Origin of the sequence: Streptomyces sp. NPDC058697, from assembly GCF_042715345.1 — a bacterium.
GTDB classification, from domain to species: Bacteria; Actinomycetota; Actinomycetes; order Streptomycetales; family Streptomycetaceae; genus Streptomyces; species Streptomyces liliifuscus.
This window is the reverse complement of the sequence record NZ_JBHXSU010000003.1, coordinates 132,485-157,621: the sequence shown is the minus strand read 5'-3', so window position 1 is coordinate 157,621 and position 25,137 is coordinate 132,485. Positions and strand designations below refer to the sequence as shown.

Annotated in this window: 25 protein-coding genes; 7 read left to right on the top strand and 18 right to left on the bottom strand. The window is 70.6% G+C overall.

Annotated features, from left to right (window positions below; all coding sequences use genetic code 11):
• Nucleotides 1-75: 75 nt before the first annotated feature.
• From ACFWXQ_RS08625 to ACFWXQ_RS08605, 5 genes are all read right to left on the bottom strand, one after another.
• Nucleotides 76-759: a response regulator gene (locus ACFWXQ_RS08625; RefSeq protein ID WP_364183511.1), complete on the bottom strand. Its 684-nt coding sequence runs from the start codon at nt 757-759 to the stop codon at nt 76-78.
• Nucleotides 756-3,314 (bottom strand): ATP-binding protein, encoded by a 2,559-nt coding sequence (locus ACFWXQ_RS08620; RefSeq protein ID WP_383955863.1) that lies wholly within the window; start codon nt 3,312-3,314, stop codon nt 756-758. The genes ACFWXQ_RS08625 and ACFWXQ_RS08620 overlap by 4 nt, the downstream gene beginning before the upstream one ends.
• Before the next feature lie 160 nt (nt 3,315-3,474).
• Nucleotides 3,475-4,182, bottom strand: coding sequence for an ABC transporter ATP-binding protein (locus ACFWXQ_RS08615; protein ID WP_383955866.1), 708 nt, complete (start codon nt 4,180-4,182; stop codon nt 3,475-3,477).
• Between the two features lie 59 nt (nt 4,183-4,241).
• A complete protein-coding gene (locus ACFWXQ_RS08610) occupies nt 4,242-5,468 on the bottom strand; it encodes an alginate lyase family protein (protein WP_383955869.1) in 1,227 nt (408 codons plus the stop codon).
• A 204-nt stretch (nt 5,469-5,672) separates the two neighbouring features.
• Entirely contained in the window at nt 5,673-6,569 is an 897-nt protein-coding gene (locus tag ACFWXQ_RS08605; RefSeq protein ID WP_383957391.1) for a peptidoglycan-binding protein, read from the bottom strand.
• 207 nt (nt 6,570-6,776) lie between these two features.
• Here ACFWXQ_RS08605 and ACFWXQ_RS08600 point away from each other — a divergent pair, with 207 nt between their 5' ends.
• On the top strand, nt 6,777-7,343 hold the full coding sequence (locus tag ACFWXQ_RS08600; RefSeq protein ID WP_383957393.1) for a TetR/AcrR family transcriptional regulator: 567 nt from the start codon (nt 6,777-6,779) through the stop codon (nt 7,341-7,343).
• A gap of 368 nt (nt 7,344-7,711) precedes the next feature.
• On the opposite strand, the gene ACFWXQ_RS08595 is transcribed toward ACFWXQ_RS08600, so the two are convergent.
• From ACFWXQ_RS08595 to ACFWXQ_RS08585, 3 genes are read right to left on the bottom strand one after another with little or no spacing between them, the layout of a single operon-like run.
• Nucleotides 7,712-8,473, bottom strand: coding sequence for a DUF3710 domain-containing protein (locus tag ACFWXQ_RS08595; RefSeq protein ID WP_200395442.1), 762 nt, complete (start codon nt 8,471-8,473; stop codon nt 7,712-7,714).
• Nucleotide 8,474: 1 nt separating this feature from the next.
• Nucleotides 8,475-8,996 carry a dUTP diphosphatase gene (dut, locus tag ACFWXQ_RS08590; protein ID WP_383950338.1) on the bottom strand — a complete coding sequence of 174 codons (522 nt, stop codon included), beginning with the start codon at nt 8,994-8,996 and terminating at the stop codon, nt 8,475-8,477.
• A complete protein-coding gene (locus ACFWXQ_RS08585) occupies nt 8,993-9,577 on the bottom strand; it encodes a PaaI family thioesterase (RefSeq protein WP_200395444.1) in 585 nt (194 codons plus the stop codon). Before ACFWXQ_RS08585 ends, dut begins: the two co-directional genes overlap by 4 nt.
• Nucleotides 9,578-9,635: 58 nt before the next feature.
• Here ACFWXQ_RS08585 and ACFWXQ_RS08580 point away from each other — a divergent pair, with 58 nt between their 5' ends.
• Nucleotides 9,636-10,100 (top strand): DUF3093 domain-containing protein, encoded by a 465-nt coding sequence (locus tag ACFWXQ_RS08580; protein WP_200395445.1) that lies wholly within the window; start codon nt 9,636-9,638, stop codon nt 10,098-10,100.
• A gap of 133 nt (nt 10,101-10,233) precedes the next feature.
• Here ACFWXQ_RS08580 and ACFWXQ_RS08575 read toward each other — a convergent pair whose 3' ends face one another.
• The 4 genes from ACFWXQ_RS08575 to ACFWXQ_RS08560 all read right to left on the bottom strand — a co-directional run bounded on the left by ACFWXQ_RS08575 (nt 10,234) and on the right by ACFWXQ_RS08560 (nt 13,726).
• The gene (locus ACFWXQ_RS08575) at nt 10,234-11,130 is read right to left on the bottom strand and encodes a hypothetical protein (protein WP_383950342.1); all 897 of its coding nucleotides are present in this window, start codon (nt 11,128-11,130) and stop codon (nt 10,234-10,236) included.
• Nucleotides 11,131-11,143: 13 nt separating this feature from the next.
• Nucleotides 11,144-11,440 carry a DUF4193 domain-containing protein gene (locus ACFWXQ_RS08570; protein WP_005481602.1) on the bottom strand — a complete coding sequence of 99 codons (297 nt, stop codon included), beginning with the start codon at nt 11,438-11,440 and terminating at the stop codon, nt 11,144-11,146.
• Between the two features lie 393 nt (nt 11,441-11,833).
• Nucleotides 11,834-13,066, bottom strand: a complete 1,233-nt coding sequence (locus ACFWXQ_RS08565) for a sensor histidine kinase (RefSeq protein ID WP_383950345.1) — start codon at nt 13,064-13,066, stop codon at nt 11,834-11,836.
• Nucleotides 13,067-13,072: 6 nt separating this feature from the next.
• The gene (locus ACFWXQ_RS08560; RefSeq protein WP_055615445.1) at nt 13,073-13,726 is read right to left on the bottom strand and encodes a response regulator transcription factor; all 654 of its coding nucleotides are present in this window, start codon (nt 13,724-13,726) and stop codon (nt 13,073-13,075) included.
• Between the two features lie 391 nt (nt 13,727-14,117).
• On the opposite strand from ACFWXQ_RS08560, the gene ACFWXQ_RS08555 reads away from it, so the two are divergent.
• Nucleotides 14,118-14,291: a hypothetical protein gene (locus ACFWXQ_RS08555; protein WP_189841132.1), complete on the top strand. Its 174-nt coding sequence runs from the start codon at nt 14,118-14,120 to the stop codon at nt 14,289-14,291.
• A 93-nt stretch (nt 14,292-14,384) separates the two neighbouring features.
• Here the strand turns inward: ACFWXQ_RS08555 and ACFWXQ_RS08550 are convergent, their stop codons facing one another.
• A complete protein-coding gene (locus tag ACFWXQ_RS08550; protein ID WP_383950348.1) occupies nt 14,385-15,209 on the bottom strand; it encodes an inositol monophosphatase family protein in 825 nt (274 codons plus the stop codon).
• Nucleotides 15,206-16,333: a ferrochelatase gene (locus tag ACFWXQ_RS08545; protein ID WP_383950351.1), complete on the bottom strand. Its 1,128-nt coding sequence runs from the start codon at nt 16,331-16,333 to the stop codon at nt 15,206-15,208. Before ACFWXQ_RS08545 ends, ACFWXQ_RS08550 begins: the two co-directional genes overlap by 4 nt.
• Nucleotides 16,334-16,495: 162 nt before the next feature.
• Between ACFWXQ_RS08545 and ACFWXQ_RS08540 the strand changes: the two genes are divergently transcribed.
• The 3 genes from ACFWXQ_RS08540 (at nt 16,496) to sepH (ending at nt 20,564) form a co-directional block, all read left to right on the top strand.
• Complete coding sequence (locus ACFWXQ_RS08540; RefSeq protein WP_383950354.1) at nt 16,496-17,734, top strand: MFS transporter; 1,239 nt, start codon at nt 16,496-16,498, stop codon at nt 17,732-17,734.
• Nucleotides 17,694-19,013, top strand: coding sequence for a D-arabinono-1,4-lactone oxidase (locus ACFWXQ_RS08535; protein WP_383950356.1), 1,320 nt, complete (start codon nt 17,694-17,696; stop codon nt 19,011-19,013). Before ACFWXQ_RS08540 ends, ACFWXQ_RS08535 begins: the two co-directional genes overlap by 41 nt.
• A 462-nt stretch (nt 19,014-19,475) precedes the next feature.
• On the top strand, nt 19,476-20,564 hold the full coding sequence (sepH, locus tag ACFWXQ_RS08530) for a septation protein SepH (protein WP_189841127.1): 1,089 nt from the start codon (nt 19,476-19,478) through the stop codon (nt 20,562-20,564).
• Nucleotides 20,565-20,645: 81 nt separating this feature from the next.
• Here sepH and ACFWXQ_RS08525 read toward each other — a convergent pair whose 3' ends face one another.
• A complete protein-coding gene (locus tag ACFWXQ_RS08525) occupies nt 20,646-21,473 on the bottom strand; it encodes a sulfurtransferase (RefSeq protein WP_383950360.1) in 828 nt (275 codons plus the stop codon).
• A gap of 314 nt (nt 21,474-21,787) precedes the next feature.
• On the opposite strand from ACFWXQ_RS08525, the gene ACFWXQ_RS08520 reads away from it, so the two are divergent.
• On the top strand, nt 21,788-22,582 hold the full coding sequence (locus ACFWXQ_RS08520) for a VOC family protein (RefSeq protein ID WP_383950362.1): 795 nt from the start codon (nt 21,788-21,790) through the stop codon (nt 22,580-22,582).
• A 70-nt stretch (nt 22,583-22,652) separates the two neighbouring features.
• On the opposite strand, the gene ACFWXQ_RS08515 is transcribed toward ACFWXQ_RS08520, so the two are convergent.
• Genes ACFWXQ_RS08515 through ACFWXQ_RS08505 form a run of 3 tightly spaced genes read right to left on the bottom strand, consistent with a single transcriptional unit; the run spans nt 22,653 to nt 25,136 of the window.
• Complete coding sequence (locus tag ACFWXQ_RS08515; protein ID WP_383950365.1) at nt 22,653-23,309, bottom strand: thymidine kinase; 657 nt, start codon at nt 23,307-23,309, stop codon at nt 22,653-22,655.
• A 52-nt stretch (nt 23,310-23,361) separates the two neighbouring features.
• Nucleotides 23,362-24,549 carry an alkaline phosphatase family protein gene (locus ACFWXQ_RS08510; protein ID WP_383950368.1) on the bottom strand — a complete coding sequence of 396 codons (1,188 nt, stop codon included), beginning with the start codon at nt 24,547-24,549 and terminating at the stop codon, nt 23,362-23,364.
• Nucleotides 24,549-25,136: a DUF5998 family protein gene (locus tag ACFWXQ_RS08505; RefSeq protein ID WP_143638176.1), complete on the bottom strand. Its 588-nt coding sequence runs from the start codon at nt 25,134-25,136 to the stop codon at nt 24,549-24,551. The genes ACFWXQ_RS08510 and ACFWXQ_RS08505 overlap by 1 nt, the downstream gene beginning before the upstream one ends.
• Nucleotide 25,137 lies beyond the last annotated feature (1 nt).

The window sequence follows — 25,137 nt, the reverse complement described above, 5'->3', positions numbered from 1 at the left end:
AAGCGTACCGGGGGGCGCTGACGTCTACGTACCCCTGGTGCCGCCACTCGAACCGGCGTACGACCCGAACCGGGCTCACTTCTCGAACCGATACCCCATCCCCGGCTCCGTAATGAAGTGCCGGGGATGCGCGGGGTCCGTCTCCAGCTTGCGCCGCAGCTGGGCCATGTAGACCCGCAGATAGTTCGTCTCGGTGCCGTAGGAGGGGCCCCAGACCTCCTGGAGCAGCTGTTTCTGGCTGACCAGGCGGCCCGTGTTGCGCACCAGCACCTCCAGGAGGTGCCACTCGGTCGGGGTGAGGCGCACGTCGCGGCCGTCCCGGTTGACCTTCTTGGCGGCCAGATCGACGGTGAAGTCGTCGGTCTCGACGATCACGTCCTCCTCGTCGCCGCCGTTGGGCTCGGCACGGCGGACGGCGGCCCTCAGCCGGGCGAGCAGCTCGTCCATGCCGAAGGGCTTGGTCACGTAGTCGTCGGCGCCCGCGTCGAGGGCCTCGACCTTCTCGTCGGAGGAGTGCCGGGCGGACAGCACCAGGATCGGCACGCGGGTCCAGCCGCGCAGCCCCTTGATCACCTCGACGCCGTCCATGTCGGGCAGGCCGAGGTCGAGCACGACGACGTCCGGGTGCCGGGCGGCCGCCAGCTGGAGCGCGGTGGCGCCGTCGGGGGCCGCGTCGACCTCGTACTTGCGTGCCTTGAGGTTGATCACGAGGGCTCTGGTGATCTGCGGCTCGTCGTCGACCACGAGGACGCGGGTCATGAAGCCTGCCTTTCCGGTTGTACGAGTGCAGTGACGTCCACGAAGGGTGTCGGGTGGGCGGGGGCCGCCCTGAGGGTGAGGACCATGGTGAGGCCGCCGCCGGGGGTGTCCTCGGCGTCGAGGGTGCCGCCCATGGCCTCGGCGAAGCCCCGGGCGACCGCGAGGCCGAGGCCCACGCCGGAGCCGCGCGGGGCGTCACCGTACCGCTGGAAGGGCGCGAATATACGGTCCTTCGCCTCGTCCGGGACCCCGCGGCCGCGGTCCACCACGCGTACCTCCACGCGGTCCCCGAGCGTGCTGGCGGCGACCAGGACCCGCTCGTCGGCGGGGCTGTACTTGACGGCGTTCTCGACGATGTTGGCCACCGAGCGCTCCAGCAGGCCCGGGTCGACGGCGACCATGGGCAGCGTCTCGGGGATCTCCAGCTCGACGCTGTGCTCCGGTACGCCGCCGAGGGCCATCGGGACGACCTCGTCGAGGTCGATCTCGCGGATCAGCGGGGTGACCGTGCCGGTCTGCAGGCGGGACATGTCGAGGAGGTTCCCGACCAGGTGGTCGAGCCGGTCGGCGCCCGCCTCGATGCCCTCCAGGAGCTCGGCCTCGTCCTCCTCGGACCAGGCCACGTCGTCGGACCTGAGGGACGACACGGCGGCCTTGATGGCGGCCAGCGGGGTGCGCAGGTCATGGCTGACGGCCGCCAGAAGCGCCGTACGGATGCGGTTGCCCTCGGCGAGTGTGCGGGCCTGCTCGGCCTCCTCCTGGAGGCGTTTGCGGTCCAGGACGACGACGGCCTGGGCGGCGAAGGCGGCGAGCACCCGCCGGTCCTCGGCGGGCAGGACCCGGCCCGAGAGGGCGAGCGCGGTGTGGTCGCCGACCGGCATGTCGACGTCCGCGTCCTCGGGGAGCGTCGGCGGGTGCGGGCCGACGCTGCCCGCGCAGGTCCACGGGTCGACGTCGCTCTCCCGCTCCAGGAGGGCCACCGACTCCATGCCGAAGGTCTCGCGGACCCGCTCCAGCAGGGCGTCCAGGCTGGTCTCGCCGCGCAGGACGCTGCCGGCCAGGAAGGAGAGGATCTCGGACTCGGCCCGCAGCCGGGCGGCCTGGTGGGTGCGGCGGGCGGCCAGGTCCACCACGGAGGCCACCGACACCGCGACACCCACGAAGATCACGATGGCGACGATGTTCTTGGGGTCGGCGATGGTCAACCGGTGCAGCGGCGGGGTGAAGTAGTAGTTCAGCAGCAGCGAGCCGAGGGCCGCCGAGGCGAGCGCCGGAAGCAGCCCGCCCAGGAGGGCCGCCGCGACGATCAGCGTCAGGAAGAGCAGCATGTCGTTGGCGAGCCCGAGGTTCGAGGCGCCATGGGTCAGCAGCAGGGCGAGGAGGGCCGGGCCGACGACACCGACCAGCCAGCCCGCGATGATCCGGGACCGGCCGAGCCGCGATCCCCGGGCGGCCGGCAGTCCCCGCCCCTTGCCGACCGCGTCGTGCGTGACGATGTGCACGTCCAGGTCGGGCCCCGACTCCCGGGCGACCGTGGCGCCGACGCCGGGGCCGAGCACGTACTGCCAGGCCTTGCGCCGCGAGGAGCCGAGCACGATCTGGGAGGCGTTGACTCCGCGGGCGAACTCCAGCAGCGCGGACGGGATGTCGTCGCCGATGACGTGGTGGAAGGTGCCGCCGAGGTCCTCGGCGAGGGTGCGCTGGACGGCGAGTTCCTTGGGCGAGGCGGAGGTCAGGCCGTCGCTGCGGGAGATGTAGACGGCGAGCACCTCGCCACCGGCGCCCTTCTCCGCCAGCCGCGCCGCGCGGCGGATCAGCGTACGGCCCTCGGGTCCGCCGGTCAGGCCCACGACGATGCGTTCGCGGGCCTGCCAGGTGGAGCGGATGCCGTGCTCGCCGCGGTACTGCTGGAGGTATTCGTCGACGCGGTCGGCGACCCAGAGGAGGGCCAGTTCGCGCAGGGCGGTGAGGTTTCCGGGGCGGAAGTAGTTGGAGAGGGCCGCGTCGACCTTGTCGGGCTTGTAGATGTTTCCGTGCGCCATCCGGCGGCGCAGCGCCTGGGGCGACATGTCGACGAGCTCGATCTGGTCGGCCCGGCGCACCACCTCGTCCGGGACGGTCTCGCGCTGCCGTACTCCCGTTATCGACTCGACGACGTCACCGAGCGACTCCAGGTGCTGGATGTTGACCGTCGAGACGACGTCGATCCCGGCGGCGAGGAGTTCCTCGACGTCCTGCCAGCGCTTGGCGTTCCGTGAGCCGGGGACATTCGTGTGGGCCAGTTCGTCCACCAGGGCGACGGCCGGGGCGCGCTCCAGGACGGCGTCGACGTCCATCTCCGTGAAGACGGTGTCCCGGTAGGAGATCTCCCGGCGGGGGATCCGCTCCAGACCGTGCAGCATGACCTCGGTGCGCGGCCGGTCGTAGTGCTCGACGAAGGCCACCACGCAGTCCGTGCCCCGCTCGACGCGGCGATGCGCCTCGGACAGCATCGCGTACGTCTTGCCGACGCCCGGTGCCGCACCGAGGTAGATCCGAAGCTTGCCGCGTCCCATGGCCCCATTGTCTTCCCAAAACGCACTGCGTACGCTCCGTCGACCCTACGGCCAACAATCCTGACAAATGGGGTGAGGGGTGGGGCGCGGGACGTCTTTGACAGAACCCTGACGCGCCGCCGCGGGCCCCTCCGGGCCTCGGTGCTCCACAGTCCCGGCCTCAGTGCTCGACGATCTCGCCGTCGCTCAGTTCGAGAACCCGGTCGGCGAGGTCCAGGAGGGCCGCGTCGTGGGTGGCGACGAGCGCGGTGACCCGCTCGCTGCGGACGACCGCCCGCAGCAGCTCCATCACGGCGATACCGGTCTCGGCGTCGAGCTGGCCGGTGGGCTCGTCGGCGATGAGGAGCGCGGGCTCGTTGGCCAGGGCGCGGGCGATGGCCACGCGCTGCTGCTGCCCGCCGGAGAGCTCGCCGGGCCGCTGCGCCGCGTGGTCGGCGAGTCCGACCAGGGAGAGCAGCAGCTCGACGCGCTCCTCGCGCTCGCGGGGCTCGGCCCGGCGCAGCCGCATCGGCACACCCACGTTCTCGGCGGCCGTCAGGATCGGGATGAGACCGAAGGACTGGAAGACGAAGCCGATACGGTCCCGGCGCAGCTCCAGCAGCCCGTTCTCGCCGAGTCCTGAGAGGTCGAGCCCGTCGACGGTGATCCGCCCGTCGTCCGGCTCGTCGAGCCCGCCGACGAGATTGAGGAGTGTGGTCTTGCCTGACCCCGACCGACCCTTGAGGGCGACGAGTTCACCGCGCGGTATGTCGAACGAGACACCGCGCAGCGCGTGCACGGCGGTGGCTCCGCTGCCGTACGAGCGGTGGACGTTCTCGACGCGCACCATTGTTTCGGTGACGACCGTTTCGGCGACGACCTGGCTCATGACCCTCCCCCGTGGACCGGGCGCCAGTATCACCGTCCGGCGCCCGGTCGGGCAACGTCTCAGTTCGGGTTGTCGCCGTGCGTGAGCGTCTCCCAGGCGACGAAGAGGTTGTTGCTCCCCGCCGGACGGTTCTGCAGCGTCAGCCGCTCGGTATTGGTCATGACATGGCCGAGGCGGTTGCTCAGGGCGTTGTGGCCGACCTCCGTGATGGGCCCGAGCCCGAGGTGCAGCGACCCGCCGCACAGCCAGCTCGGGGGCGCCTCGCCCAGCTGGTACTTGGCCTGGAAGCCGAGCGCGTGCCGCAGCCGCTCGCCGACGTCGGTGCCGTACAGGTCCTGGCCCTGGATGCGGCTGGTCTCGGCGACGTGCGAGATCGCGGAGATGCCGTATCCGGTGTGCGTGAGGTCGCGGCAGGTCTCCTGGGTGAGCCCGTTGACGAAGGTCGACTGCCCCTGCCAGTAGTTGATGATCTTCTGTGCGGTGTCGAGGTTCTGGCTCGGCACGGTCTTCGGCAGCGCGCCGTCGGAGGACAGGTACACGAACGCGGCCGTCCGGGTGCGGAACTTCGCCATGGCCTTGTCGTACGACGCCTTGTCCTCCAGGAAGACGGAGATGCCGACGGCGGCCTCCATCATCGACAGCTCCCAGTTGCCGTTGGAGTTCGAGCCGTTGATGATCTCGGGGAGGTACACGGTGCGCAGCATGGTCGCGAAGCGGCCCGAGTTCGCCCAGCCGCCGTCGTACGTGTACTTGATGATCTCGGCGGCCTTGGGCCAGGACGAGCCCGCCCAGCCGGTCTGCAGCGGGGCGTTGCTGTTGGTGTGGTCCCGGATCGTCGCGGACCAGGCGTCCATCAGCTCGATCGCCTTCCGCGCGTACCGCGCGTCCCGTGTGACGTACCAGGCGAGCGCCTGGGTGTACGCGGCGATCGCGTCCTCACGCTCGTCGGTGCAGCCGTTGTTGGGGTTCGAGTACGAGCCGCACTCGACGACGGCCCGGGGCTTGGGGGTGCGCGTGAGCGAGCCGTACTTGCTCGCCAGCATCTGGTCGTACGCGCCCTTCCAGGGCTGTGCGCCGGCGTTGACCTGTTGCCGGGCGAAGTCCAACTGGCCGCGGGAGACGGTGACTCCGGGGTGCGTGAAGGTGGCGGGAGCCGCTTCGGCACGGTCGGCGGCGGGCCAGGCGAGGGCGCCCGCCACGAGGGCGGCGACGGTCGCGAGGAGCGCGAGGCGGGATCTGCGGCGATGACGTGGAGGTACCGGGGTGTTCAGCATTGTGGGGGACATCCGTTCTCGTATGTGAACACGGAATGCCTTTATGAACACAGGCGTTGGCGGTGACCATAGGTACGGACCAATTTCACGTCAAGAGAAAAGGCAGGAGAAAAGAAGCGGGGGAACCGCAACGGCCCGTGGGGCTCCGGAAGTCGTCCGGAGCCCCACGGGCCGCGCGCTGCAGTGCTGGGGTGGTGCTGGGAAGCCGAAGGGCACTCAGTCCTTGACCGTGAAGCCGTGCTCCTTGCCGAGCCTCTTCAGTGTCGTCTGGCCCGGGATGCCGTTGGCGTCCGTACCGCTGAAGCCGTACCGGCGCTGGAGGCTCGCGTACGCCTCGACGGTCCTGCTGCCGAAGGAGCCGTCGGCCCACTGGGCGGGCAGCAACCCCTCGGCGACGAGGGCCTTTTCGACGACGAGGACGTCCGCCTTGTGGGTCTTGCCGCCCTGGGGCAGACCCGGGTCGCGGCGCGCGGCGGCGATGAGGTTGCTGAGGTCGACGACCGGCTTCGACGGCGTGGTGCCGCCGCCCGCCCCGGGGGACCCGATCGGGGCCGCCTCGAAGAGCGCGGACTTGTCGATGTTGCCCGGGTCCCAGTGGTCGTTGCCGGGGATGTTGGCGTGGCCGTAGTGGCCGCCCTTGCTCATCCAGATCGTCCGGGGGCGGTTGGTCGCGTCGGCGCCCGAGGTCGCGAGGCGGCCGGCCGGGAAGGTGTCCGGGATCTTCCAGGAGCGGATCGCGGCCATCATGGCCCGGTAGTTGGGCCCCGGCTTCCAGGTGGCGGTGAACGGCTTGCCCGCCCGTCCGAGCACCTCGATCTGGATGCAGACCTTGCCGACGCGGTTGGTCCTCGTCGAACCGTCGTTGCGCAGGGCGCGGGCGCTCGCGTTCAGCGGCCCGTACTGGCCGAGCCGGTCGGTCGTCGGGTCGTACAGCAGATGCGGCTCGGCGGAGACGCTGATCAGGTGCGCCGACACGGCACGGAACGCGTCGTCGCCGGCACCGCTCTCCGTGGTGTGCCAGACGACGCGGCCGGGGATCGACGGGTGGTCCATCGCGCCTCCGATGCTCCCGTCGCCCAGCCGCTGCGCCTTCTCGATCCAGTTCGTACCCATGCCGGGCTCCCGTGCTCTGTTGCGTAGGTCGGTAAGTCGGTAAGTCGTCGGTGGTACAGGCGAGTTGACGGTTCGACGCCAGCTCCGCCCTGGGTGACGCAGCGTAGCCACTCGCGGGTTCCGGTTCAGACGTTTCTTTGTTTTTTCAGCGCAACGAGTGGCTCCCGTCCCTGGACGGCGAAAAAGTGTGAGTGGTTGAGTACTCACATGCAGACGGAACGACGCCGCCACCTGTCCACCGCCGAGGAGCGCCGCGAGACGGTGCTCCGCACCGCCATCGGCGCCTTCGCCTCACGGGGCTACTTCGGCACGACGACCACGGAGGTGGCCAAGGCCGCCGGAATCTCCCAGGCGTACGTCTACCGGCTGTTCCCGAACAAGGAGTCCCTGTTCGCCGCGGTCGTCGAGCACTGCTTCGTCAGGGTGCGCGAGAGCCTGGAAGGGGGCGCGGCCGAGGCGAAGGGCAGCTCACCGGAAGCGGTGCTCTCCTCGATGGGCGACGCCTACGCCCGCCTGATCAGCGACAACGACCTGCTGCTCGTCCAGCTGCACGCCCAGGCGGCCGCGGTCTCCGTCCCCGCGATCCGGGACGCCGTCCGAGCGGGGTACGCCCGTACGGTGGAGTACGTGCGCGGCGCCTCCGGGGGCGACGACCGGCAGGTCCAGGAGTTCTTCGCCGTGGGCATGCTCTGCCATCTCGTGGCGTCGATGGAGGCGCAGAAAGTGGACGCCCCCTGGACGCGCACGCTCACTGCGGGCATCCGGCACTACTGAGGGGCCACCCCTTCACACCTCGACAGCCCCGCCTCTTTTTTGAACCCAATCTTTTTTGAACTCAAGAGTGAGTGGTCAACCACACATACTTCATACGCGCTCCTGTCGCACTCCTGGCGCCCAAGAACTCACAGGAACTCACAGGAACCCGCGAGAAGGGGGCCCGATGTCCAGCACGCGAACGGAAGCAGGGAGCAAGGGCGGTCCGCCCCGGCGCCGTGCTCGTCGGCACCCTGGTGCTGGTCCCCGCCTCACCGCCCGACGACTGCGCTCCCGGGCGGCTCGAAAAAAGGCGAAACGGCGGTGGGCCGCACTCCCCCGAGGGGAGTGCGGCCCACCGCCGTACTTCCGTGTGCGCGGCTACGCGGCTATCGGACCTCGGTGATCTCCGGTCCGCGCTGCAGCTGACCCATGCCGCCGGAGAAGCGGGAACCGGCCTGCTCCTCCTGCTGGACGCCCTCGGCGACCATCTGCGCGTCGTCCGGCAGCTTCAGGACAATCGGGTCGCGCGGGGCCATCGGGCCCTCGCCACGGACCACCACGGTGTCCCTGAAGATCGACTCCAGCACGCCGCCGGTCTGCGGCTGCACGGCGCCCTGGCCGGAGATCACTCCGCGCAGGAACCAGCGGGGCCCGTCCACACCGATGAACCGGACGACCTGGAAGCCGCCCGTCCCGTCCGGCAGCTGCACCGGTACCTGCGCGCGCAGCTCCCAGCCCAGCGGGCCCTCGACCTCGTCGATGACACCGCCCTGCTGGGTGATGCCGGTGGCGATCTCCTCGCGCACCTCGCCCCAGATGCCCTCGCGCTTGGGGGCGGCGAAGGCCTGCAGCTGGACGGCGCTGTCCTTGAGCACCACGGTCGCCGCGACGATGGCGTCGCCCGCGACCTCCACCCGGAGCTCCATCCCGTCGACCCCGGGCACGAAGAGACCGCCCAGGTCGACCCGGCCCTCGGCCGGATCCCGGACCTCTGTGCTGTCCCAGGGGCCGTCGGGGCGCGGCTCGGGCTCGAGCCTCACGCGCTCGCGCTCCGCGTCGTCCGCCTCAGTGTCGACACTGTCGACGACCTGCTCGGCCTCGCCCGCCGCGTCCTCGGCGGCACTGCCCTTCTTGCGACGTCCGAACACGTCACTGTCCTTCCCGGTCGGATACGACCGAAGCGTATCGATTCCCACCCGCTGTGCCGCCCACGGCGGCATGCCCGCCGGTGGACCCGAAGCCCCCTGCGGCCCGCGCCGAGTCGGGAAGCTCCGCCACCTCCTGGAAGCGCACCTTCTCGACCTGCTGGACGACCAGTTGGGCAATCCGGTCGAAGCGCTCGAACCGCACGGACTCGCGCGGGTCGAGATTCACCACGATCACCTTGATCTCCCCACGGTACCCGGCATCAACCGTCCCCGGGGCATTCACCAGAGCGACACCGCAGCGGGCGGCGAGCCCGGATCGCGGGTGCACGAAGGCCGCGTACCCCTCAGGGAGCGCGATGCACACTCCCGTGGGCAGCACGGCCCGCTCGCCGGGGTCCAGTACGCGGCTCTCCGTCGTCCGGAGGTCCGCGCCGGCGTCGCCGGCGTGCGCGTATTCCGGAAGCGGTACGTCCGGATCGACGCGCTTGATCAGCACGCCCACGGGAGTCGGGGTCGGGGTCACGGGTTCACCTCGAAGGCACGGGCACGGCGGACCTGGTCGGGGTCGTCCATGGCCGCACGGATCTCCTCCGGGCGGCCGTTGTCGATGAAGTGCTCCACCTTCACCTCAAGGAAGAGCGCGTCCGCACGCACGGCGACGGGCCCGTCCGGGCCGCCGGTCCGTCCGGTGGCGGACGAGTAGATCTTGCGCCCCGCCACCGCCGTCACCTCGGCCTCCAGATACAGCACGGTGCCGACGGGCACGGGCCGTACGAAGTCGGTCTCCAGCCGTCCGGTCACGGCGATGGTGCGCAGCAGCCAGTTCAGCGAACCGAGGGTCTCGTCGAGGGCGCTCGCCAGGACTCCGCCGTGCGCGAGGCCGGGAGCGCCCTGGTGGGCCGGCTTCACGGTGAACTCGGCGGTGATCCTCACCCCCTCGCCCGCGCGGGCCTCCAGGTGCAGTCCGTGCGGCTGCTCTCCGCCGCAGCCGAAACACTCGCCGTAGTGCGCGCCGAGCAGCTCGCCGGGCGCGGGCGCGTCGGGATGCCTCACCGGCGCCACGGCGTCGGCCGGGGGCCGCAGAGCTGAAGATGTACCACTCACAGGCGCAGACCTTACCTCCGCGTCAGCGCCGCGCACGCACCGTGGCAGGCTAGGCCGTATGCAGCTTTCCGCCTCGCCGTACGAAGAACGTCTGACCGCGCCCCGTTCCTGGTGGTTCATCAGCCTGCTGGTGGGTCTCTCGATGGCCCTGATCCTGCTGCCGTTCGGCACGCTTCCCCTGCTGGGGGGCCTGGTCGGCGGCACGGCGGTCGCGGCGGTGGCGGCCAGTTCGTACGGCTCCGTGCGGATCCGTGTGGTGGCGGGCTCCCTGATCGCGGGCGACGCGAAGATCCCGGTCTCGGCTCTCGGCGAGGCCCATGTCCTCGACCCGGAGGAGACGCGCGCCTGGCGCACGTTCAAGGCCGACACCCGCGCCTTCATGCTCCTGCGCTCCTACATCCCGACGGCACTGCGCGTGGAGGTCACCGACCCGGCCGACCCGACGCCGTACCTGTACCTGTCGACCCGCGAGCCGGAACGCCTGGCCGCGGCACTGGAAGCGGCACGGACGACGACGGCGTAGTTCCGGCCGGCTCCGCTCCCGGACCTGCTCCAGGCTCCCGGCCAATTTTGGGGCGCGCTCGCACTCGTGTCCCGTACGGAAACTTTCCCTTCCGCGGGTCAGAACTTTGCCTGCCGGGGCCGGGGGAAGGAGGTCAGCGCCCCAGCTCCTTGGGGATCTCCCCGACGCGCAGCGGATCGGCGGGCTTCTCCAGGGGCGGCAGCGCCGGCAGCGCGTCCCACGGCACCTGCGCCTTGCGGAGGTCCTTGCGGATGCGATCCGCGAGCTTTCTCGTGTCACGGCGGTTCATGACCGCCCCGACCGCGGCGCCGACCATGAACGGCATCAGGTTCGGCAGATTTCTGACCATGCGCTTCATGATCTGCTGGCGCAGCTCGCGCTTCAGCTGGCCCCCGAGGGCCACATTGAGCGTCGACGGTTTGGTCACGTCGATTCCGCGCTCCTCCGACCACGAACTCAGATACGTGGTGGAGCGCTCTCTCAGGCTGCCCGGCGGCCGCAGGCCGTAGACCTCGTACAACTCCGCGATCAGCTTCATCTCGATCGCGGCCACGCCGGTGATCTCGGCGGCCAGCTCCGTGGGCATCGCCGGGGGTACGGGCATCATCGCGGCCGCGCCGATTCCCGCGCCCACCGTGGAGGTCGCGTTGCAGGCGCCCGCCACGAGCTTGTCCGCGAGCTGCTCGGGGCCGAGGCCCGGGAACTGCCTGCGGAGGGTCGCGAGGTCCCGTACGGGGATGCGCGGGGCGTTCTCGATGATGCGGTCGGTGAGGTACGCCAGGCCCGCCCTGGCGCGGCTGCCGCCCTTGCGGACACCTTCCTTGACCCCGTGGCCGACCGCGGCGGCCCTGCGTTTGGCGACAGGCACCTTTGGAACCGGCACCTCCAGGGCGCCGGAGGCGCCTGTCGCGTCCGCTGCTTCGAGCGAGGCCGGGTGGCCCCGCTCGTCGTCATGCATGCCGTCCGAGGACGGACCGGCCGCTCCCTGGTCACGAAAGCGGCGCTTCCAGGGCGGGGTCGAGCCTGTCACGGCCGACCCTGCCTCAGTCGCAGTCGCGGCAGATCGGCTGGCCGTTCTTCTCGCGGGCCAGCTGGCTGCGGTGGTGGACCAGGAAGCAGCTCATGCAGGTGAACTCGTCCTGCTGCTTCGGCAGGACCCGGACGGCCAACTCCTCGTTCGAGAGGTCCGCTCCGGGCAGTTCCAGGCCTTCTGCTGCCTCGAACTCGTCCACGTCGACCGCCGAAGTCGACTTGTCGTTCCGGCGAGCCTTCAGTTCTTCAAGGCTGTCCGAATCGACGTCGTCGTCGGTCTTGCGTGGGGTGTCGTAATCCGTTGCCATGTCGCTCTCCCCCTCTGGGTGTCTGCGGTGTCTCCAGCGCACGTAACGCGTGAGAGGCCGGACTTGTGCCCGACCCGAGGCGGAGATTTTGCCTCACATCAAGGTCTGTTACTCAATCGACACCCAATCGGACCCCTCAAGAGTGATCGGCTTGGATGGCGAACGGGACCGTACACGGTCCGAATGCCGCACTTCAAAGGCGTCTCACCGTGTACTTCCCGTGATCTCGACCCCCGAAAACCCGGATTATCCCGGCTTTACGACGGCCTTCTTGATCACGGAGAGTAGATGGCCGGAAATTCGCCCTTGTGATCGATCACACACGAGACAGCCCACTGCGTGCCCAGAAAATTCCGCGCAAAGCGAACATCCTCGCGTGTCGGCGACATGGTCTCAGACGGGCAGGGTTACTCGCATCACCAGTCCACCCCCCTCACGCGGTTCCGCGGCGATGTGACCGCCGTGGGCACGGGCCACCGACCTGGCGATCGACAGGCCGAGACCCACGCCCTTGTCACTGCCCGTCCGCTCCGTACGCAGTCGCCGGAAGGGCTCGAAAAGATTGTCGATCTCGTACGCGGGCACCACGGGCCCCGTATTGGACACCACGAGAACCGCCTGACCGTGCTGCACCTCTGTGGTCACCTCGACCCAGCCCTCCTCCGCCACGTTGTACCGCACGGCGTTCTGGACGAGGTTCAGGGCGATCCGCTCCAGGAGGACACCGCTGCCCTGGACGACCGCGGCGGCCCGCTTCCCGCGGATCGTGACGCCCTTCGCCTCGGCCTCGCCGCGCACCTGGTCGATGGCCTGCGAGGCGACCTCGGCGAGATCGACCGGCTTGCGTTCGACGATCTGGTTGTCGCTGCGGGCGAGCAGCAGCAGTCCCTCGACGAGCTGCTCACTGCGCTCGTTCGTGGCGAGCAGCGTCTTGCCCAGCTGCTGCAGCTCCACGGGCGCTCCCGGATCGGACAGGTGCACCTCCAGGAGCGTGCGGTTGATCGCGAGGGGCGTCCGCAGCTCGTGCGAGGCGTTCCCCACGAACCGCTGCTGGGCCGTGAAGGCCCGCTGCAACCGCTCCAGCATGTCGTCGAAGGTGTCCGCCAGCTCCTTGAACTCGTCGTCGGGACCGTCCAGCTCGATCCGCCGCGACAGGTCCGAGCCCGCCACCGCGCGCGCGGTGCGCGTGATCCGGCCGAGCGGGGACAGCACCCGGCCGGCCATCGCGTAGCCGAATGCGAACGCGATGACGGCGAGGCCCAGCAGGGCGAGGAGCGAGCGGCTCAGGAGGTTGTCCAGGGCGTGCTGGCGCTGCTCGTTGACGCAGGCGTTCATCGCGTTGTTGAGCTCGGTCGCCGACGGCTCGGACGGGAAGTTGCAGGTGGGGCTGGTCACACCGCCGGAGACGATCCTGAAGGGCAGATCACTGCCCACGTTCAGGGCCTGGGCGGCGAGCAGATAGATGATCGACAGCAGGAGGATGCCCGCGATCAGGAACATCCCGCCGTACAGCAGCGTGAGCCGTATCCGGATGGTCGGACGCAGCCACGGGAACGGGGGCTCCGGCTTCCGCGGGTCCCAGGTGGGCTTCGGAGGCGCCGTCGGGGGCGCGGGCGTCGTGGCCACCACAGATCAGATCCGGTAGCCGGAACCGGGCACCGTGACGATGACCGGGGGCTCACCGAGCTTGCGGCGCAGGGTCATCACCGTGACGCGCACGACGTTGGTGAACGGGTCGGTGTTCTCGTCCCAGGCCTTCTCCAGGAGCTGCTCGGCGGAGACGACGGCGCCCTCGCTGCGCAGCAGCACCTCCAGGACGGCGAACTCCTTGGGCGCGAGCTGGACCTCCTTGCCGTCGCGGAAGACCTCGCGGCGGTTGGGGTCGAGCTTGATCCCGGCGCGCTCCAGGACGGGCGGCAGCGGCATGCTCGTACGCCGGCCGAGGGCACGCACGCGTGCCGTCAGTTCGCTGAACGCGAAGGGCTTGGGGAGGTAGTCGTCGGCGCCGATCTCCAGGCCCTCCACCCGGTCGCTGACGTCTCCGGAGGCCGTGAGCATCAGCACGCGTGTGGGCATGCCGAGCTCGACGATCTTGCGGCAGACGTCGTCGCCGTGCACGAGGGGAAGGTCACGGTCGAGAACGACCACGTCGTAGTCGTTGACGCCGATGCGCTCCAGGGCGGCCGCGCCGTCGTACACGACGTCGACGGCCATGGCCTCCCGGCGCAGTCCGGTGGCCACCGCATCGGCGAGCAGTTGCTCGTCCTCGACGACGAGTACGCGCACGTCGCTTGTCCTTCCTCTGTCCACCCGCGTAGCGCCTTCTCGGCGCACGCGGGCAGGGTCTGTCGCGGGTTGAGTCTCCATCCTGCCCTTTTCGGCCATAAGTCGGCTGTAAGGCGGGTGCGGAGGCCGGGGAATGCCAGATTTTCTCGTGCGGTTGAGGTTTCCGTGGAAGGGAGCGGGGGGAGGACGGCTTTACACCCCGCGATCACGCTCTGCTTGTGCCGCACCACCATGCGGTACGTCACGGTCCGCTTCCGCAGGGCGGGCGTGGGTGTCCGGCACCGTCGCCGCCCAGTGCGGGCAGCGCTGGGCACCCTGGAGACGTGATCGCCCCTTCCGAACGGCACACCCCCGTGCCACCGACCCACGACCCAGGACGAGGGGGCGCAGCATGGACGCATTCACCGCAGGACTTCTGCAGCGCATAAGGGCGACCGAGTCCGACCTGACGATGGCTCGCGAGACCGGCGACGACTTCCTCGCGGAGGTCGAGCAGGCAGAGCTCGACGATCTGCACCGCCTTGCCGCCGAGCACGGCGTGGAGGTCGGCGCGTCACGCGTCTGATCAGCTCGCACAAAGGCGGGGCCCCGGCATCGATCCAGTGCCGGGGCGCCCGTTTTTTTGCGGCTCGGTTCACCGCCGGGCGTCCACGCGCGCTCAGTCGTGCCAGGCGCCCAGTTCCTCCAGGCGGGCCTGGAGCGGTTCGAAGAGGCCGGGCGGGGCCGCGACGGTCAGGTCGGTCGAGAGGGGCTCCCCGGGGCGTCCGCCGGTCAGGGCGCCCGCCTCGCGGGCGATCAGGTCGCCGGCGGCGTAGTCCCAGGGGTTCAGACCTCGCTCGTAGTACGCGTCCAGGCGGCCCGTCGCCACATCGCACAGGTCGATCGCCGCAGAGCCGCCGCGGCGGATGTCCCGGACCTGGGGGATCAGGTGTCCGACCACCTCGGCCTGCCGGGCCCGGCGCTCGGCGACGTAGCCGAAGCCGGTGCCGACGAGGGCCAGCCCGAAGGCGGGAGCGGGCCGCACGCGCGCGGGGCGGTCGTTCACGTACGCGCCCTGCCCCAGGACGGCCCGGTAGGTCTCCGCGCGCATCGGGGCGTGCACCACTCCGACGACGGTCTCGCCGTCCTTGAGGGCCGCGATGGAGACGGACCAACTGGGCAGCCCGTACAGGTAGTTGACCGTGCCGTCGATCGGGTCGATCACCCACTGGACGCCGCTGCTGCCCTCGACGCTGGCGCCCTCCTCGCCGAGCACGCCGTCGTGCGGCCTGCGGTCGGCCAGCAGACCGGTGATCAGCTTCTCGGACGCGATGTCCATCTCGGTGACGACATCGACGGCACTGGATTTGGTGGCGGCCACTCCCAGGTCGTCCGGGCGGCCGTCACGCAGGAAGGCGCCCGCGCGGTGGGCCGCGTCGAGCGCGATCTCCAGCAGCTCGGCCTTCAGCTCGTCGTTCGCTGTGGCGGTCACGGTGCTCCTCATGCGTACGGGCTGTCGGCGCCCGCGGCTGCGGGCTTGGGGGCGCGGGCCGGGCAGCAGCCCACGGGACAAAGGTTGTGGCTCGGGCCCAGGGCGCCGAGCGCGCAGGGCGTCACGCCCCGGCCGCTCTCCGCGGCAGCCCGCTCCAGGACCAGTTCGCGGATCGCGGCAGCGAACCGCGGGTCGGCGCCCACGGTGGCCGAGCGGCGGACCGGCAGTCCCAGCTCCTCGGCCTTGGCCGTGGCCTCCGTGTCGAGGTCGTACAGGACCTCCATGTGGTCCGAGACGAACCCGATGGGTGCCATGACGACGGCCGGGACGCCGTTGCCGTGCAGCTCCTCCAGGTGGTCGCAGATGTCCGGCTCCAGCCACGGGATGTGCGGGGCGCCCGAGCGGGACTGGTAGACGAGCTGCCAGGGGTGGTCGATCCCGGTCCGCTCGTGCACGGCGTCGGCGACGAGCCGGGCGACGTCCAGGTGCTGCTTCACGTACGCCCCGCCGTCGCCGTGGTCCTCGGCCGGGCCCGAGGTGTCCGCCGAGACGTTCGGGATCGAGTGGGTCGTGAAGGCGAGGTGCGCGCCCGCGCGGACGTCCTCGGGGAGCTCCGCGAGGGACTTCAGGAGGCCCTCGATCATGGGCTCCAGGAAGCCGGGGTGGTTGAAGTAGTGCCGCAGCTTGTCGATGCGCGGCAGCTCCAGACCCTCGCCCTCCAGGGTGGCCAGGGCCCCGGCGAGGTCCTCGCGGTACTGCCGGCAGCCCGAGTAGGAGGCGTACGCACTCGTGGCGAGGACCAGGACCCGGCGGCGGCCGTCGGCGACCATCTCGCGCAGGGCGTCGGTCAGGTACGGCCCCCAGTTGCGGTTGCCCCAGTACACCGGCAGGTCGAGCCCGTGCTCCGCGAAGTCCTTGCGGAGGGCGTCCAGCAGGGCGCGGTTCTGGTCGTTGATGGGACTGACCCCGCCGAACAGGAAGTAGTGCTGCCCCACTTCCTTGAGGCGTTCCTTGGGGATGCCCCGTCCGCGCGTCACGTTCTCCAGGAACGGGACCACGTCGTCGGGACCCTCCGGGCCGCCGAACGAGAGCAGGAGCAGGGCGTCGTAGGGGGTGGCATCGAGCGCGTCTCGCATGTCTCGATCCTGCCACCCGGCTCCGACAGCCGGACAACGGCGGGGTGCCGGACAGCGGGCGGACGGGGTGACGGCCGACATCCGCGGATGAGTTAGGGTCACCTGACTCGTAAGCTGTATCAGCCGCATTCGCGCCTTACCGGACCGCTCCCGGAGACCCCCGTGCCCAGCCCCTACCGCGACCTGTTCGCCGCCCCCGGCTCCAGGGGCTTCACCACCGCGGGCCTCCTCGGCCGGATGCCGCTGTCGATGATGGGCATCGGCGTGGTCACGATGATCTCGCAGCTCACCGGGCGGTACGGGCTCGCGGGCGCGCTCTCGGCGACCATGGCGCTGTCCGCCGCGGTGTTCGGCCCGCAGATATCCCGCCTGGTGGACCGGCACGGGCAGCGGCGCGTACTGCGCCCGGCCACTCTGTTCGCGCTCGCCGCGTCCGCCGGACTGCTGCTGGCCGCGCACTTCGACTGGCCGGACTGGGTGCTGTTCCTCTGCTCGGCCGGCATCGGGTGCGTACCGAGCGTCGGCGCGATGACCCGGGCACGCTGGGCGTACCTGTACCGGGGCAAGCCCCAGCTGCACACCGCGTACGCGTTCGAGTCCGTCGTCGACGAGATCTGCTTCATCTTCGGGCCGATCATCTCCATCGGCCTGTCCACCGTCTGGTTCCCGGAGGCCGGGCCGCTGCTCGCGGCCTGCTTCCTGGCGGCCGGCGTCTTCTGGCTGACCTCCCAGCGCGCCACCGAGCCACCGCCGCATCCGCGCGAGCACCACACGGGCGGCTCGGCCCTGCGCTCGGCCGGGCTGCAGGTCCTGGTGGCCACCTTCGTGGCGACGGGGGCGATCTTCGGGGCGGTCGACGTGGTCACCGTCGCCTTCGCCGACGAACAGGGACACAAGGGGGCCGCGAGCGTCGTCCTGGCCGTGTACGCGGCGGGCTCCTGTCTGGCGGGTGCCGTGTTCGGGCTGCTGCGCCTCGGCGGAGCGCCCGCCCGCAGGTGGGTGCTGGGCGTATGCACCATGGCCGTGAGTATGATCCCCCTCCTACTGGTCGGAAACTTGCCGTTCCTGGCCGTGGCGCTGTTCGTAGCGGGCCTGTCCATCGCGCCGACGATGATCACGACGATGGCCCTCGTCGAACTGCACGTACCTCGCGCGAAACTGACCGAAGGCATGACGTGGGTGAGCACGGGGCTCGCGGTCGGGGTCGCGCTCGGCTCCTCCCTGTCCGGCTGGGTGATCGACACGGCCGGGGCGCGGGCCGGGTACGGGGTTCCGGTCGCGGCCGGAGCCGTCGCGGTCGCGGTGGGTTTCCTGGGGTATCGCCGGCTCAGCAGGCCGGCTCCGCAGCGGGAGGGGACCCATGAGCAGCACAGTGAGCGGGAAGAGCGGCACCTGGCGTAACTGGGCGGGGAACGTCACCGCCCGGCCGGCCAGGGAGGTCACTCCGGCCTCCGTCGAGGAACTCTCCGCCGCCGTGCGCCAGGCCGCGGAGGACGGACTCAGGGTGAAGGCCGTCGGCACCGGTCACTCCTTCACGGCGGCCGCCGCCACCGACGGTGTGTTGATCCGCCCTCAACTGTTGACCGGGATCCGCAAGGTTGATCGTGAGGCAGGCACCGTCACTGTTGAGGCGGGCACCCCGCTCAAGCGTCTCAACCTGGCTCTCGCGCGCGAGGGGCTGTCGCTCACGAACATGGGCGACATCATGGAGCAGACGGTCTCGGGTGCGGTCAGCACCGGGACGCACGGCACCGGCCGCGACTCCGCCTCGATAGCCGCCCAGATCACGGGCCTTGAGCTGGTGACGGCCGACGGCTCGGTCCTCAGCTGCTCGGAGAAGGAGAACCCCGAGGTGTTCGCCGCGGCCCGCGTCGGCATCGGCGCCCTGGGGATCATCACCGCGATCACCTTCTCCGTAGAGCCCACTTTTCTTCTCACGGCCCGTGAGGAGCCGATGAGCTTCGACGAGGTGACGCGGTCCTTCGACGAACTGTTCGCGGAGAACGAGCACTTCGAGTTCTACTGGTTCCCGCACACCGGCAACTGCAACACCAAGCGCAACAACCGCAGCGCGGGTCCGGAGAGACCGGTCGGCACCGTGCGCGGCCTCTTCGAGGACGAGTTCCTCTCCAACGGCGTCTTCCAGGTGGCCAATTACGTGGGCCGGGCCGTGCCCGCCTCGATCCCCTCGATCGCCAGGATCTCCAGCCGCGCCCTGTCCGCGCGCACCTACACCGACATTCCCTACAAGGTCTTCACTTCCCCGCGCCGGGTCCGCTTCACGGAGATGGAGTTCGCCGTCCCGCGTGAGGCCCTCGTCGAGACGCTGCGCGAACTGAAGGCCATGGTCGACCGTTCGCCCCTGCGCATCAGCTTCCCGGTGGAGGTGCGTACGGCGCCCGCGGACGACATCACGCTCTCCACGGCGTCCGGCCGGGACACCGCGTACATCGCCGTCCACATGTTCCGGGGCACGCCGTACCAGGCGTACTTCAGCGCCGCCGAGCGGATCTTCACCGCGCACGAGGGGCGGCCGCACTGGGGCAAGGTGCACACGCGCGACGCGGAGTACTTCGCCGATGTCTACCCGCGCTTCGGCGAGTTCACCGAACTGCGGGACCGGATCGACCCTGAACGGCGGTTCGCGAACGACTACTTGCGCCGGGTGCTGGGCGAGTAGACACGGACGTTTGCACGAGGCTTCGAGACGCCCGCGCGAGAAGAGGACGTACAGGCGAAACGATTAGTTCCGTTTGCGGTGATTCCGTGAAGCGCGCCACGCGCCATGGTCACCGGAACGTCGCCCCGGGTGGCCAACTCCCGCCCCCGGACAGAAGTTCGGCGGCGTGCCGATCCACGCAAGTGGCCCGAATGGAGTACTGTTGCGAGCCCTGGGTCCGGACACTCGCCAGGGCGTCCGGGGCCTCCAGGACCGCCGGGAGGGGGCTCGTTGCACAGGGTGATGGAGTTCGTCACTTAGCGTTGCGAATAGGTAACCGTGCCATAACGGCGATCCCGGGCCACCGCCCGACACGCCGGGCAACTCGGCAAGGTTGTGGCAGGCTGCACCCGGGCAGGCCACACTCGACTAGCGGAAGCAGCGACGCACGTGACGTCGGCAGGCACCACCCGGGAGGTCCCCATGCCCGAACTGCGTGTCGTGGCCGTCTCTAACGACGGCACACGGCTGGTGCTGAAGGCTGCGGACAGCACGGAGTACACGCTTCCGATCGATGAGCGTCTGCGCGCCGCCGTACGCGGCGACCGTCCCCGCCTCGGCCAGATCGAGATCGAGGTGGAGAGCCATCTCCGCCCCCGAGACATCCAGGCACGTATACGTGCGGGAGCGTCCGCCGAAGAGGTCGCATCGCTCGCCGGTATCCCCGTCGACCGGGTGCGTCGCTTCGAGGGACCCGTACTCGCCGAGCGTGCCTTCATGGCGGAGCGTGCCCGGAAGACCCCTGTCCGCCGCCCAGGCGAAACCACCGGTCCCCAGCTCGGCGAGGCGGTGCAGGAGCGGCTTACGCTGCGCGGCGCCGACAAGGAGACCGTCCAGTGGGACTCCTGGCGCCGGGACGACGGCACCTGGGAAGTCCTGCTGGTCTACCGGGTGGCGGGCGAACCACACTCGGCGAGCTGGACGTACGACCCGCCCCGGCGGCTCGTCCAGGCCGTGGACGACGAGGCCCGCTCGCTGATCGGCGAGTCCGACGACCTCGCGGCGGCCGAGCCCAGCTTCCCGTTCGTGCCGCGCATCGCCCGGCTGCCGCGCGACCGTCCGATGGACCGCGCCCTGGACCGGCAGACGGAGCGGCCGAGCCTGCCCTCGCCGTCGCCCGAGCCGGACCTGGAGGAGACCGCCAGCGAGCGCGACTCGCTCACCAGTCTCCTGGAGGCGGTGCCCAGCTTCCGCGGCGACATGGTGGTGCCCGAGCGTCCGTCGACCGCTCCCGTTCCCGCCGCCTCGACCACCTCCACCACGGAGCGGCCTGAGGTGGAGGAACCGCTCGACGCGGAGCCCGAGGCGGAGGAGCCCCCGGCTCCCGCGGCCTCGGCCGGTTCCGCGTACGCGGACGTGCTCATGCCGCGCTCGGTGGCCAGTCACCGCGACCGGCTGATCGGTGCGACCGACCGGCAGGCCGAGGCGGACGGGGTCCGTCCCGGACGCAGAGCGGCCGTGCCGAGCTGGGACGAGATCGTCTTCGGGACACGCAGGAAGAAGCAGGACTAGGACATGCCGGAAAGGGCTCGCACCACCTCGGTGCGAGCCCTTTCCGCTGCCGTGCGCCGTTCCTCCATGGAGTCGCCGCGGCTACTGCGGGTCCGGCCCCGTGGCCACCGGGCGGTTGTCGTCCTGGGACCACTCCGACCAGGAACCCACGTACAGCGCGGCCGGGATGCCCGCGACCGTGAGCGCGAGGACCTCGTGCGCGCCGGAGACGCCCGAGCCGCAGTAGACGCCGACCTCGGAAGTGCCGGTCACGCCCAGCGACTTGAAGTGGTCGGCGAGGTCCGCGGCGGGGCGGAAGTGGCCGGATTCGGCCACGTTCTCCGTGGTGGGAGCCGAGACCGCCCCGGGGATGTGCCCGCCGACCCGGTCGATGGGCTCGACGTCGCCCCGGTAGCGCTCGGCGGCCCGGGCGTCCAGGAGCAGACCGGTACGGGCCAGCGCCGCGGCCCCGTCCGCGTCGAGGAGGGACAGCGCGCCGGGGGCCGGTACGAAGGTGCCGGCGGAGGGCGACGGGCTGCCGGACTCGACCGGGCCGCTCCAGGCCGCGAGGCCGCCGTCAAGCACACGCACCGACGGATGACCCGTCCAGCGCAACAGCCACCAGGCGCGCGCGGCGGCCCAGCCGAGCCCTCCGTCGTACACGACCACGTCCCGGTTCTCGGACACTCCGGCGGCCCGCACGGCCGCTCCGAAGATCTCCATGCCGGGCAGCGGATGGCGGCCCGCCGCTCCGGCGGGGGCGGCGAGTTCCGAGTCCAGGTCCACGTAGACGGCCCCCGGAATGTGCGCCTCCTGGTAGGCGGAGCGCAGGTTCGGGCCGCCCAGCTGCCAGCGGATGTCCAGGACGACCGGCGGATTCGGACCCGCCAGGTCGCTCGCGAGTTCGGGTGCGGAGATGATGGCGTTCATGGCCACCATCCTTGCGCACGGGGTGGCCGCATCGTCCAGGTCCGGCTACTCTGCTCGGCCGGGCCGCCCCGACCACTCGGCGTGCGGGCCCGGCCACACGCTGTATGCCTGATGGACATCATCAGGCAATGGCGGGGAAACGGATGGGAACCAGCAATTCGGGCATCCTCCCGCCATGGGCCACTCGGCCGGGGCGCGCCGTGCCCCTGGTGGTGCGAACATCGGCACCGGGCGCGCAGTGCGCACGGCGGCGGAACACGCGGTTCGGTAGTGGAAGTGAAGCGGCCCCACGAGGCGCCGAGGAGAGGGTGACGATGACCGAGGCACGGGGGTCGGCCGGCCTGAACGGCAGTGCGTACACGCCCGGCACACCCTGCTGGGTGAGCCTGATGGTGCACGGGATGGCCGCGACCCAGGAGTTCTACGGGGATCTGTTCGGCTGGGAGTTCCAGCCCGGCCCGCAGCACCTCGGCTCGTACGTGCGGGCGCAGCTCGACGGCCAGGAGGTGGCGGGTATCGGCCAGCTCCCGCCCGACCGTCATCTGCCCATCGCCTGGACGCCCTACTTCGCCTCGGACGACGTGGACCTGACGGCGGAGACGGTCCGGCACTGCGGCGGCACGGTCGGCGTCGGCCCGCTCGACGCGGAGGACGCCGGGCGGCTGGCGATCGCCTCGGACCCGGCGGGGGCCGTGTTCGGCATCTGGCAGGCCGCGGCCCACCTCGGCTCCGGCATCACCGACGTCCCGGGCACCCCCACCTGGAACGAGCTGATCACCCGCGACTCCTCCGGCGTCGCCAAGTTCTACGAGACGGTCTTCGGTTTCGAGGAGGAGCCCGTCATCTCGGCCGACTTCGACTACATCACCCTGCACATCAAGGGGCGCCCGGTGGCGGGCATCCACGGCGTCGGCAACTCCCTGCCCCGCGACCGGGGACCCCATTGGATGACGTACTTCGAGGTCGCCGACGTGGACGCGTCGCTCACCCACCTGCTCGACCTGGGCGGTCATGTCCTCAAGCCGGCCCGTGACACCCCGCACGGCCGCATCGCCACGGTGGCGGACCCGGAGGGTGCCGTGTTCTCGGTGGTGCGGACGACCCACTGAGGGGAGCCCCGGCGCCCCTTCAGGGCCGGGCAGTCCCCTCACGGGCAGACCCCTCAGATCAGGGACACCCTCAGGTCCGGGACACCGCGTCCACCGGCAGCACGTCCGGGGACAGCACGCCCACGCGGGCGCTGGCCGCGGTCGTCCGCCGGCGGTGATGCCTGCGGCACAGGACCTCGTAGCCGATGTCCTCCGACTGGTCGACGTCTCCCACGACGACCTGGGCGCCCTCGACGACCATGTGGCCGCCTATGGTGCGGGCGTTGTGGGTGGCACGGGCGCCGCACCAGCAGAGCGCCTCGACCTGGAGGACCTCGACCCGGTCGGCGAGTTCGACGAGGCGCTGGGAGCCGGGGAAGAGCTTGGAGCGGAAGTCCGTCGTGATGCCGAAGGCGAAGACGTCGATGCCCAGGTCGTCGACCACGCGGGCGAGTTGGTCGATCTGCTCGGGGGCGAGGAACTGTGCCTCGTCCGCGATGACGTAGTCCGCGCGGCCGCCCCGCGAGAGGTGGTCGACGACGTACGCGTACACGTCCTGGTCGTCCTCGACCTCCACCGCGTCCGTGACCAGGCCGAGGCGGGAGGACAGCTTGCCCTCGCCCGCGCGGTCGTCACGGGTGAAGATCATGCCCTGCAGGCCGCGGGCCGAGCGGTTGTGCTCGATCTGGAGAGCCAGTGTCGACTTCCCGCAGTCCATCGTTCCGGAGAAGAACACCAGCTCGGGCATGGGGAGTTGAGCACCTTTCGGCATGAGGGGTTCGCTGGGCGGGCGGGGAGGGTCAGGAACGTACTTCCAGGAGCGGGATGTGCTGCTCGACCGGTGTCATCGAGCCGTGGTTGCCGACCATCGCCGACTCCTTGGGCTCCCGCTCGGACGCGATGATCAGTACGTCGTCACGGGCGGCCGCGACCACGTCACCGATGCGTGCGTAGACCCGCTCGTCGATGTGCGGGCCGAACCAGCCGGCCGCGATCGCCTCGTCCCGCGAGGCGATCCAGAACTGCTCGCCGAGCACCTCGCGCCAGCAGGTCAGGACGTCCGACTCGGCGCCCGGGACCGCGTAGACGTGCCGGGCGCGGCCCTCGCCGCCGAGGAGGGCGACTCCGGCGCGCAGCTCCCAGTCCTCGTCGAAGTCGATGCGGTGCTGCTCGTCGAAGGGGATGTCGATCATGCCGTGGTCCGCGGTCACGTACAGGGCGGTGCGCGGGGGCAGTTGCTCGGCCAGGCGCTGGACCAGCCGGTCCACGTACATGAGTTGTCCGCGCCAGGGGTCCGAGTCGACGCCGAAGCGGTGGCCCTTGCCGTCCACCTCCGCGTAGTACGTGTAGACCAGCGAGCGGTCCCCGGCGGCCAGTTGCTCGGCCGCGAGGTCCATGCGGTCCTCGCCGGTCAGCCGTCCATGGAAGGTGCCGCCGCTGAGGGCGACCTTGGTCAGCGGGGTGTTCTGGAAGTGCGGTGACGACACCTGGGCGGTGTGCACGCCCGCCGCGTCGGCCAGCTGGAACAGGGTGGGGTAGGGCTGCCACTTGCCCGGCTGTGTCCACGGCTGCCAGCGGAGCTGGTTCATCAGCTCGCCTGTCTCCGGGTTGCGCGCGGTGTAGCCGGGCAGGCCGTGCGCGCCCGGCGGCAGGCCCGTACCGACGGAGGCCAGGGAGGTCGCGGTGGTCGCGGGGTAGCCCGCTGTGATCGGGCGGCCGGTGCCGCCGCGCGAGCTGGCCAGGAGGGAGGTCATGAACGGGGCCTCGTCCGGATGCGTCTTCAGCTGCTCCCAGCCGAGGCCGTCGATCAGGAAGACGCAGTTCCGGTCGGCCGGGCTCAGTTCCGTGAGCGAGGCGGTGACGTCCGGGACGTCCATGCCCGCGGCCAGTGTGGGCAGCAGGTCGGCGAGCGAACCGGCCCCGTACTCGGGTACGGGAGCGGAGTCGAGGGAGAGTGGTTCCGGGTGGTCCCAGACTTGCTGGGACATCAGCGGGTGACGTCCGCGGTCGCCTCGGAGAGCGACTGCGCGAAGGCGAGCGTCTGCCGCACGGCGTCCGGGCCGTCTCCGGCCTCGCTGACGCGCAGGCTCAGGTCGTCGGCCGTCGAACTGCCCGTGTACCCGTGGTCCGCCTCGCAGTTGGGGTCGCCGCAGGCGGCGGGCTCCAGGTCGATACGGGCGACCGCGCCCCAGCCGATGGTGAGAACGACCTCGCGGGGCAGCGTCCCCGGAACGTACTTCTCCGGATTGGCGACGACCCGGCTGAGAACCACCGACGAGATCCGGCCAAGCTTCACGGACTCGGTCGACGTGGTCGCGTACGGCGTCGGGGACGTGCTGTCCGCCGCCTGTTCGTCGGTGTGGCTCACGATGAAACGGTTTCCCGTGAGGACGAGCACCGTCACGTGCCGACGCACCTCGTTGGCGTCGAACGTCGTCTCCTGATGGACCAGATACGACCGGATGGGCTCGCCGCCCACAGCGGCCTCCACAGCCTCGGCCACGAGGGCCGGGTAGTAGCCGCTGCGCTCGATCGCCGCTCGCAGCCCCTGGGTCGTCGTACTGGTCTTGGCCATG

What these genes read in the sequence shown, in the direction of transcription:
- ACFWXQ_RS08505 (WP_143638176.1), bottom strand. Translation starts at nt 25,136, where the DNA reads ATGGCCAAGACCAGTACGACGACCCAGGGGCTGCGAGCGGCGATCGAG.
- ACFWXQ_RS08570 (WP_005481602.1), bottom strand. Translation starts at nt 11,440, where the DNA reads ATGGCAACGGATTACGACACCCCACGCAAGACCGACGACGACGTCGAT.
- ACFWXQ_RS08535 (WP_383950356.1), top strand. Translation starts at nt 17,694, where the DNA reads ATGAGCAGCACAGTGAGCGGGAAGAGCGGCACCTGGCGTAACTGGGCG.
- ACFWXQ_RS08580 (WP_200395445.1), top strand. Translation starts at nt 9,636, where the DNA reads ATGCAGCTTTCCGCCTCGCCGTACGAAGAACGTCTGACCGCGCCCCGT.
- ACFWXQ_RS08620 (WP_383955863.1), bottom strand. Translation starts at nt 3,314, where the DNA reads ATGGGACGCGGCAAGCTTCGGATCTACCTCGGTGCGGCACCGGGCGTC.
- ACFWXQ_RS08525 (WP_383950360.1), bottom strand. Translation starts at nt 21,473, where the DNA reads ATGAACGCCATCATCTCCGCACCCGAACTCGCGAGCGACCTGGCGGGT.
- ACFWXQ_RS08515 (WP_383950365.1), bottom strand. Translation starts at nt 23,309, where the DNA reads ATGCCCGAGCTGGTGTTCTTCTCCGGAACGATGGACTGCGGGAAGTCG.
- ACFWXQ_RS08510 (WP_383950368.1), bottom strand. Translation starts at nt 24,549, where the DNA reads ATGTCCCAGCAAGTCTGGGACCACCCGGAACCACTCTCCCTCGACTCC.
- ACFWXQ_RS08520 (WP_383950362.1), top strand. Translation starts at nt 21,788, where the DNA reads ATGACCGAGGCACGGGGGTCGGCCGGCCTGAACGGCAGTGCGTACACG.
- ACFWXQ_RS08550 (WP_383950348.1), bottom strand. Translation starts at nt 15,209, where the DNA reads ATGAGGAGCACCGTGACCGCCACAGCGAACGACGAGCTGAAGGCCGAG.
- ACFWXQ_RS08610 (WP_383955869.1), bottom strand. Translation starts at nt 5,468, where the DNA reads ATGTCCCCCACAATGCTGAACACCCCGGTACCTCCACGTCATCGCCGC.
- ACFWXQ_RS08600 (WP_383957393.1), top strand. Translation starts at nt 6,777, where the DNA reads ATGCAGACGGAACGACGCCGCCACCTGTCCACCGCCGAGGAGCGCCGC.
- ACFWXQ_RS08615 (WP_383955866.1), bottom strand. Translation starts at nt 4,182, where the DNA reads ATGAGCCAGGTCGTCGCCGAAACGGTCGTCACCGAAACAATGGTGCGC.
- sepH (WP_189841127.1), top strand. Translation starts at nt 19,476, where the DNA reads ATGCCCGAACTGCGTGTCGTGGCCGTCTCTAACGACGGCACACGGCTG.
- ACFWXQ_RS08555 (WP_189841132.1), top strand. Translation starts at nt 14,118, where the DNA reads ATGGACGCATTCACCGCAGGACTTCTGCAGCGCATAAGGGCGACCGAG.
- ACFWXQ_RS08605 (WP_383957391.1), bottom strand. Translation starts at nt 6,569, where the DNA reads ATGGGTACGAACTGGATCGAGAAGGCGCAGCGGCTGGGCGACGGGAGC.
- ACFWXQ_RS08625 (WP_364183511.1), bottom strand. Translation starts at nt 759, where the DNA reads ATGACCCGCGTCCTCGTGGTCGACGACGAGCCGCAGATCACCAGAGCC.
- ACFWXQ_RS08545 (WP_383950351.1), bottom strand. Translation starts at nt 16,333, where the DNA reads ATGCGAGACGCGCTCGATGCCACCCCCTACGACGCCCTGCTCCTGCTC.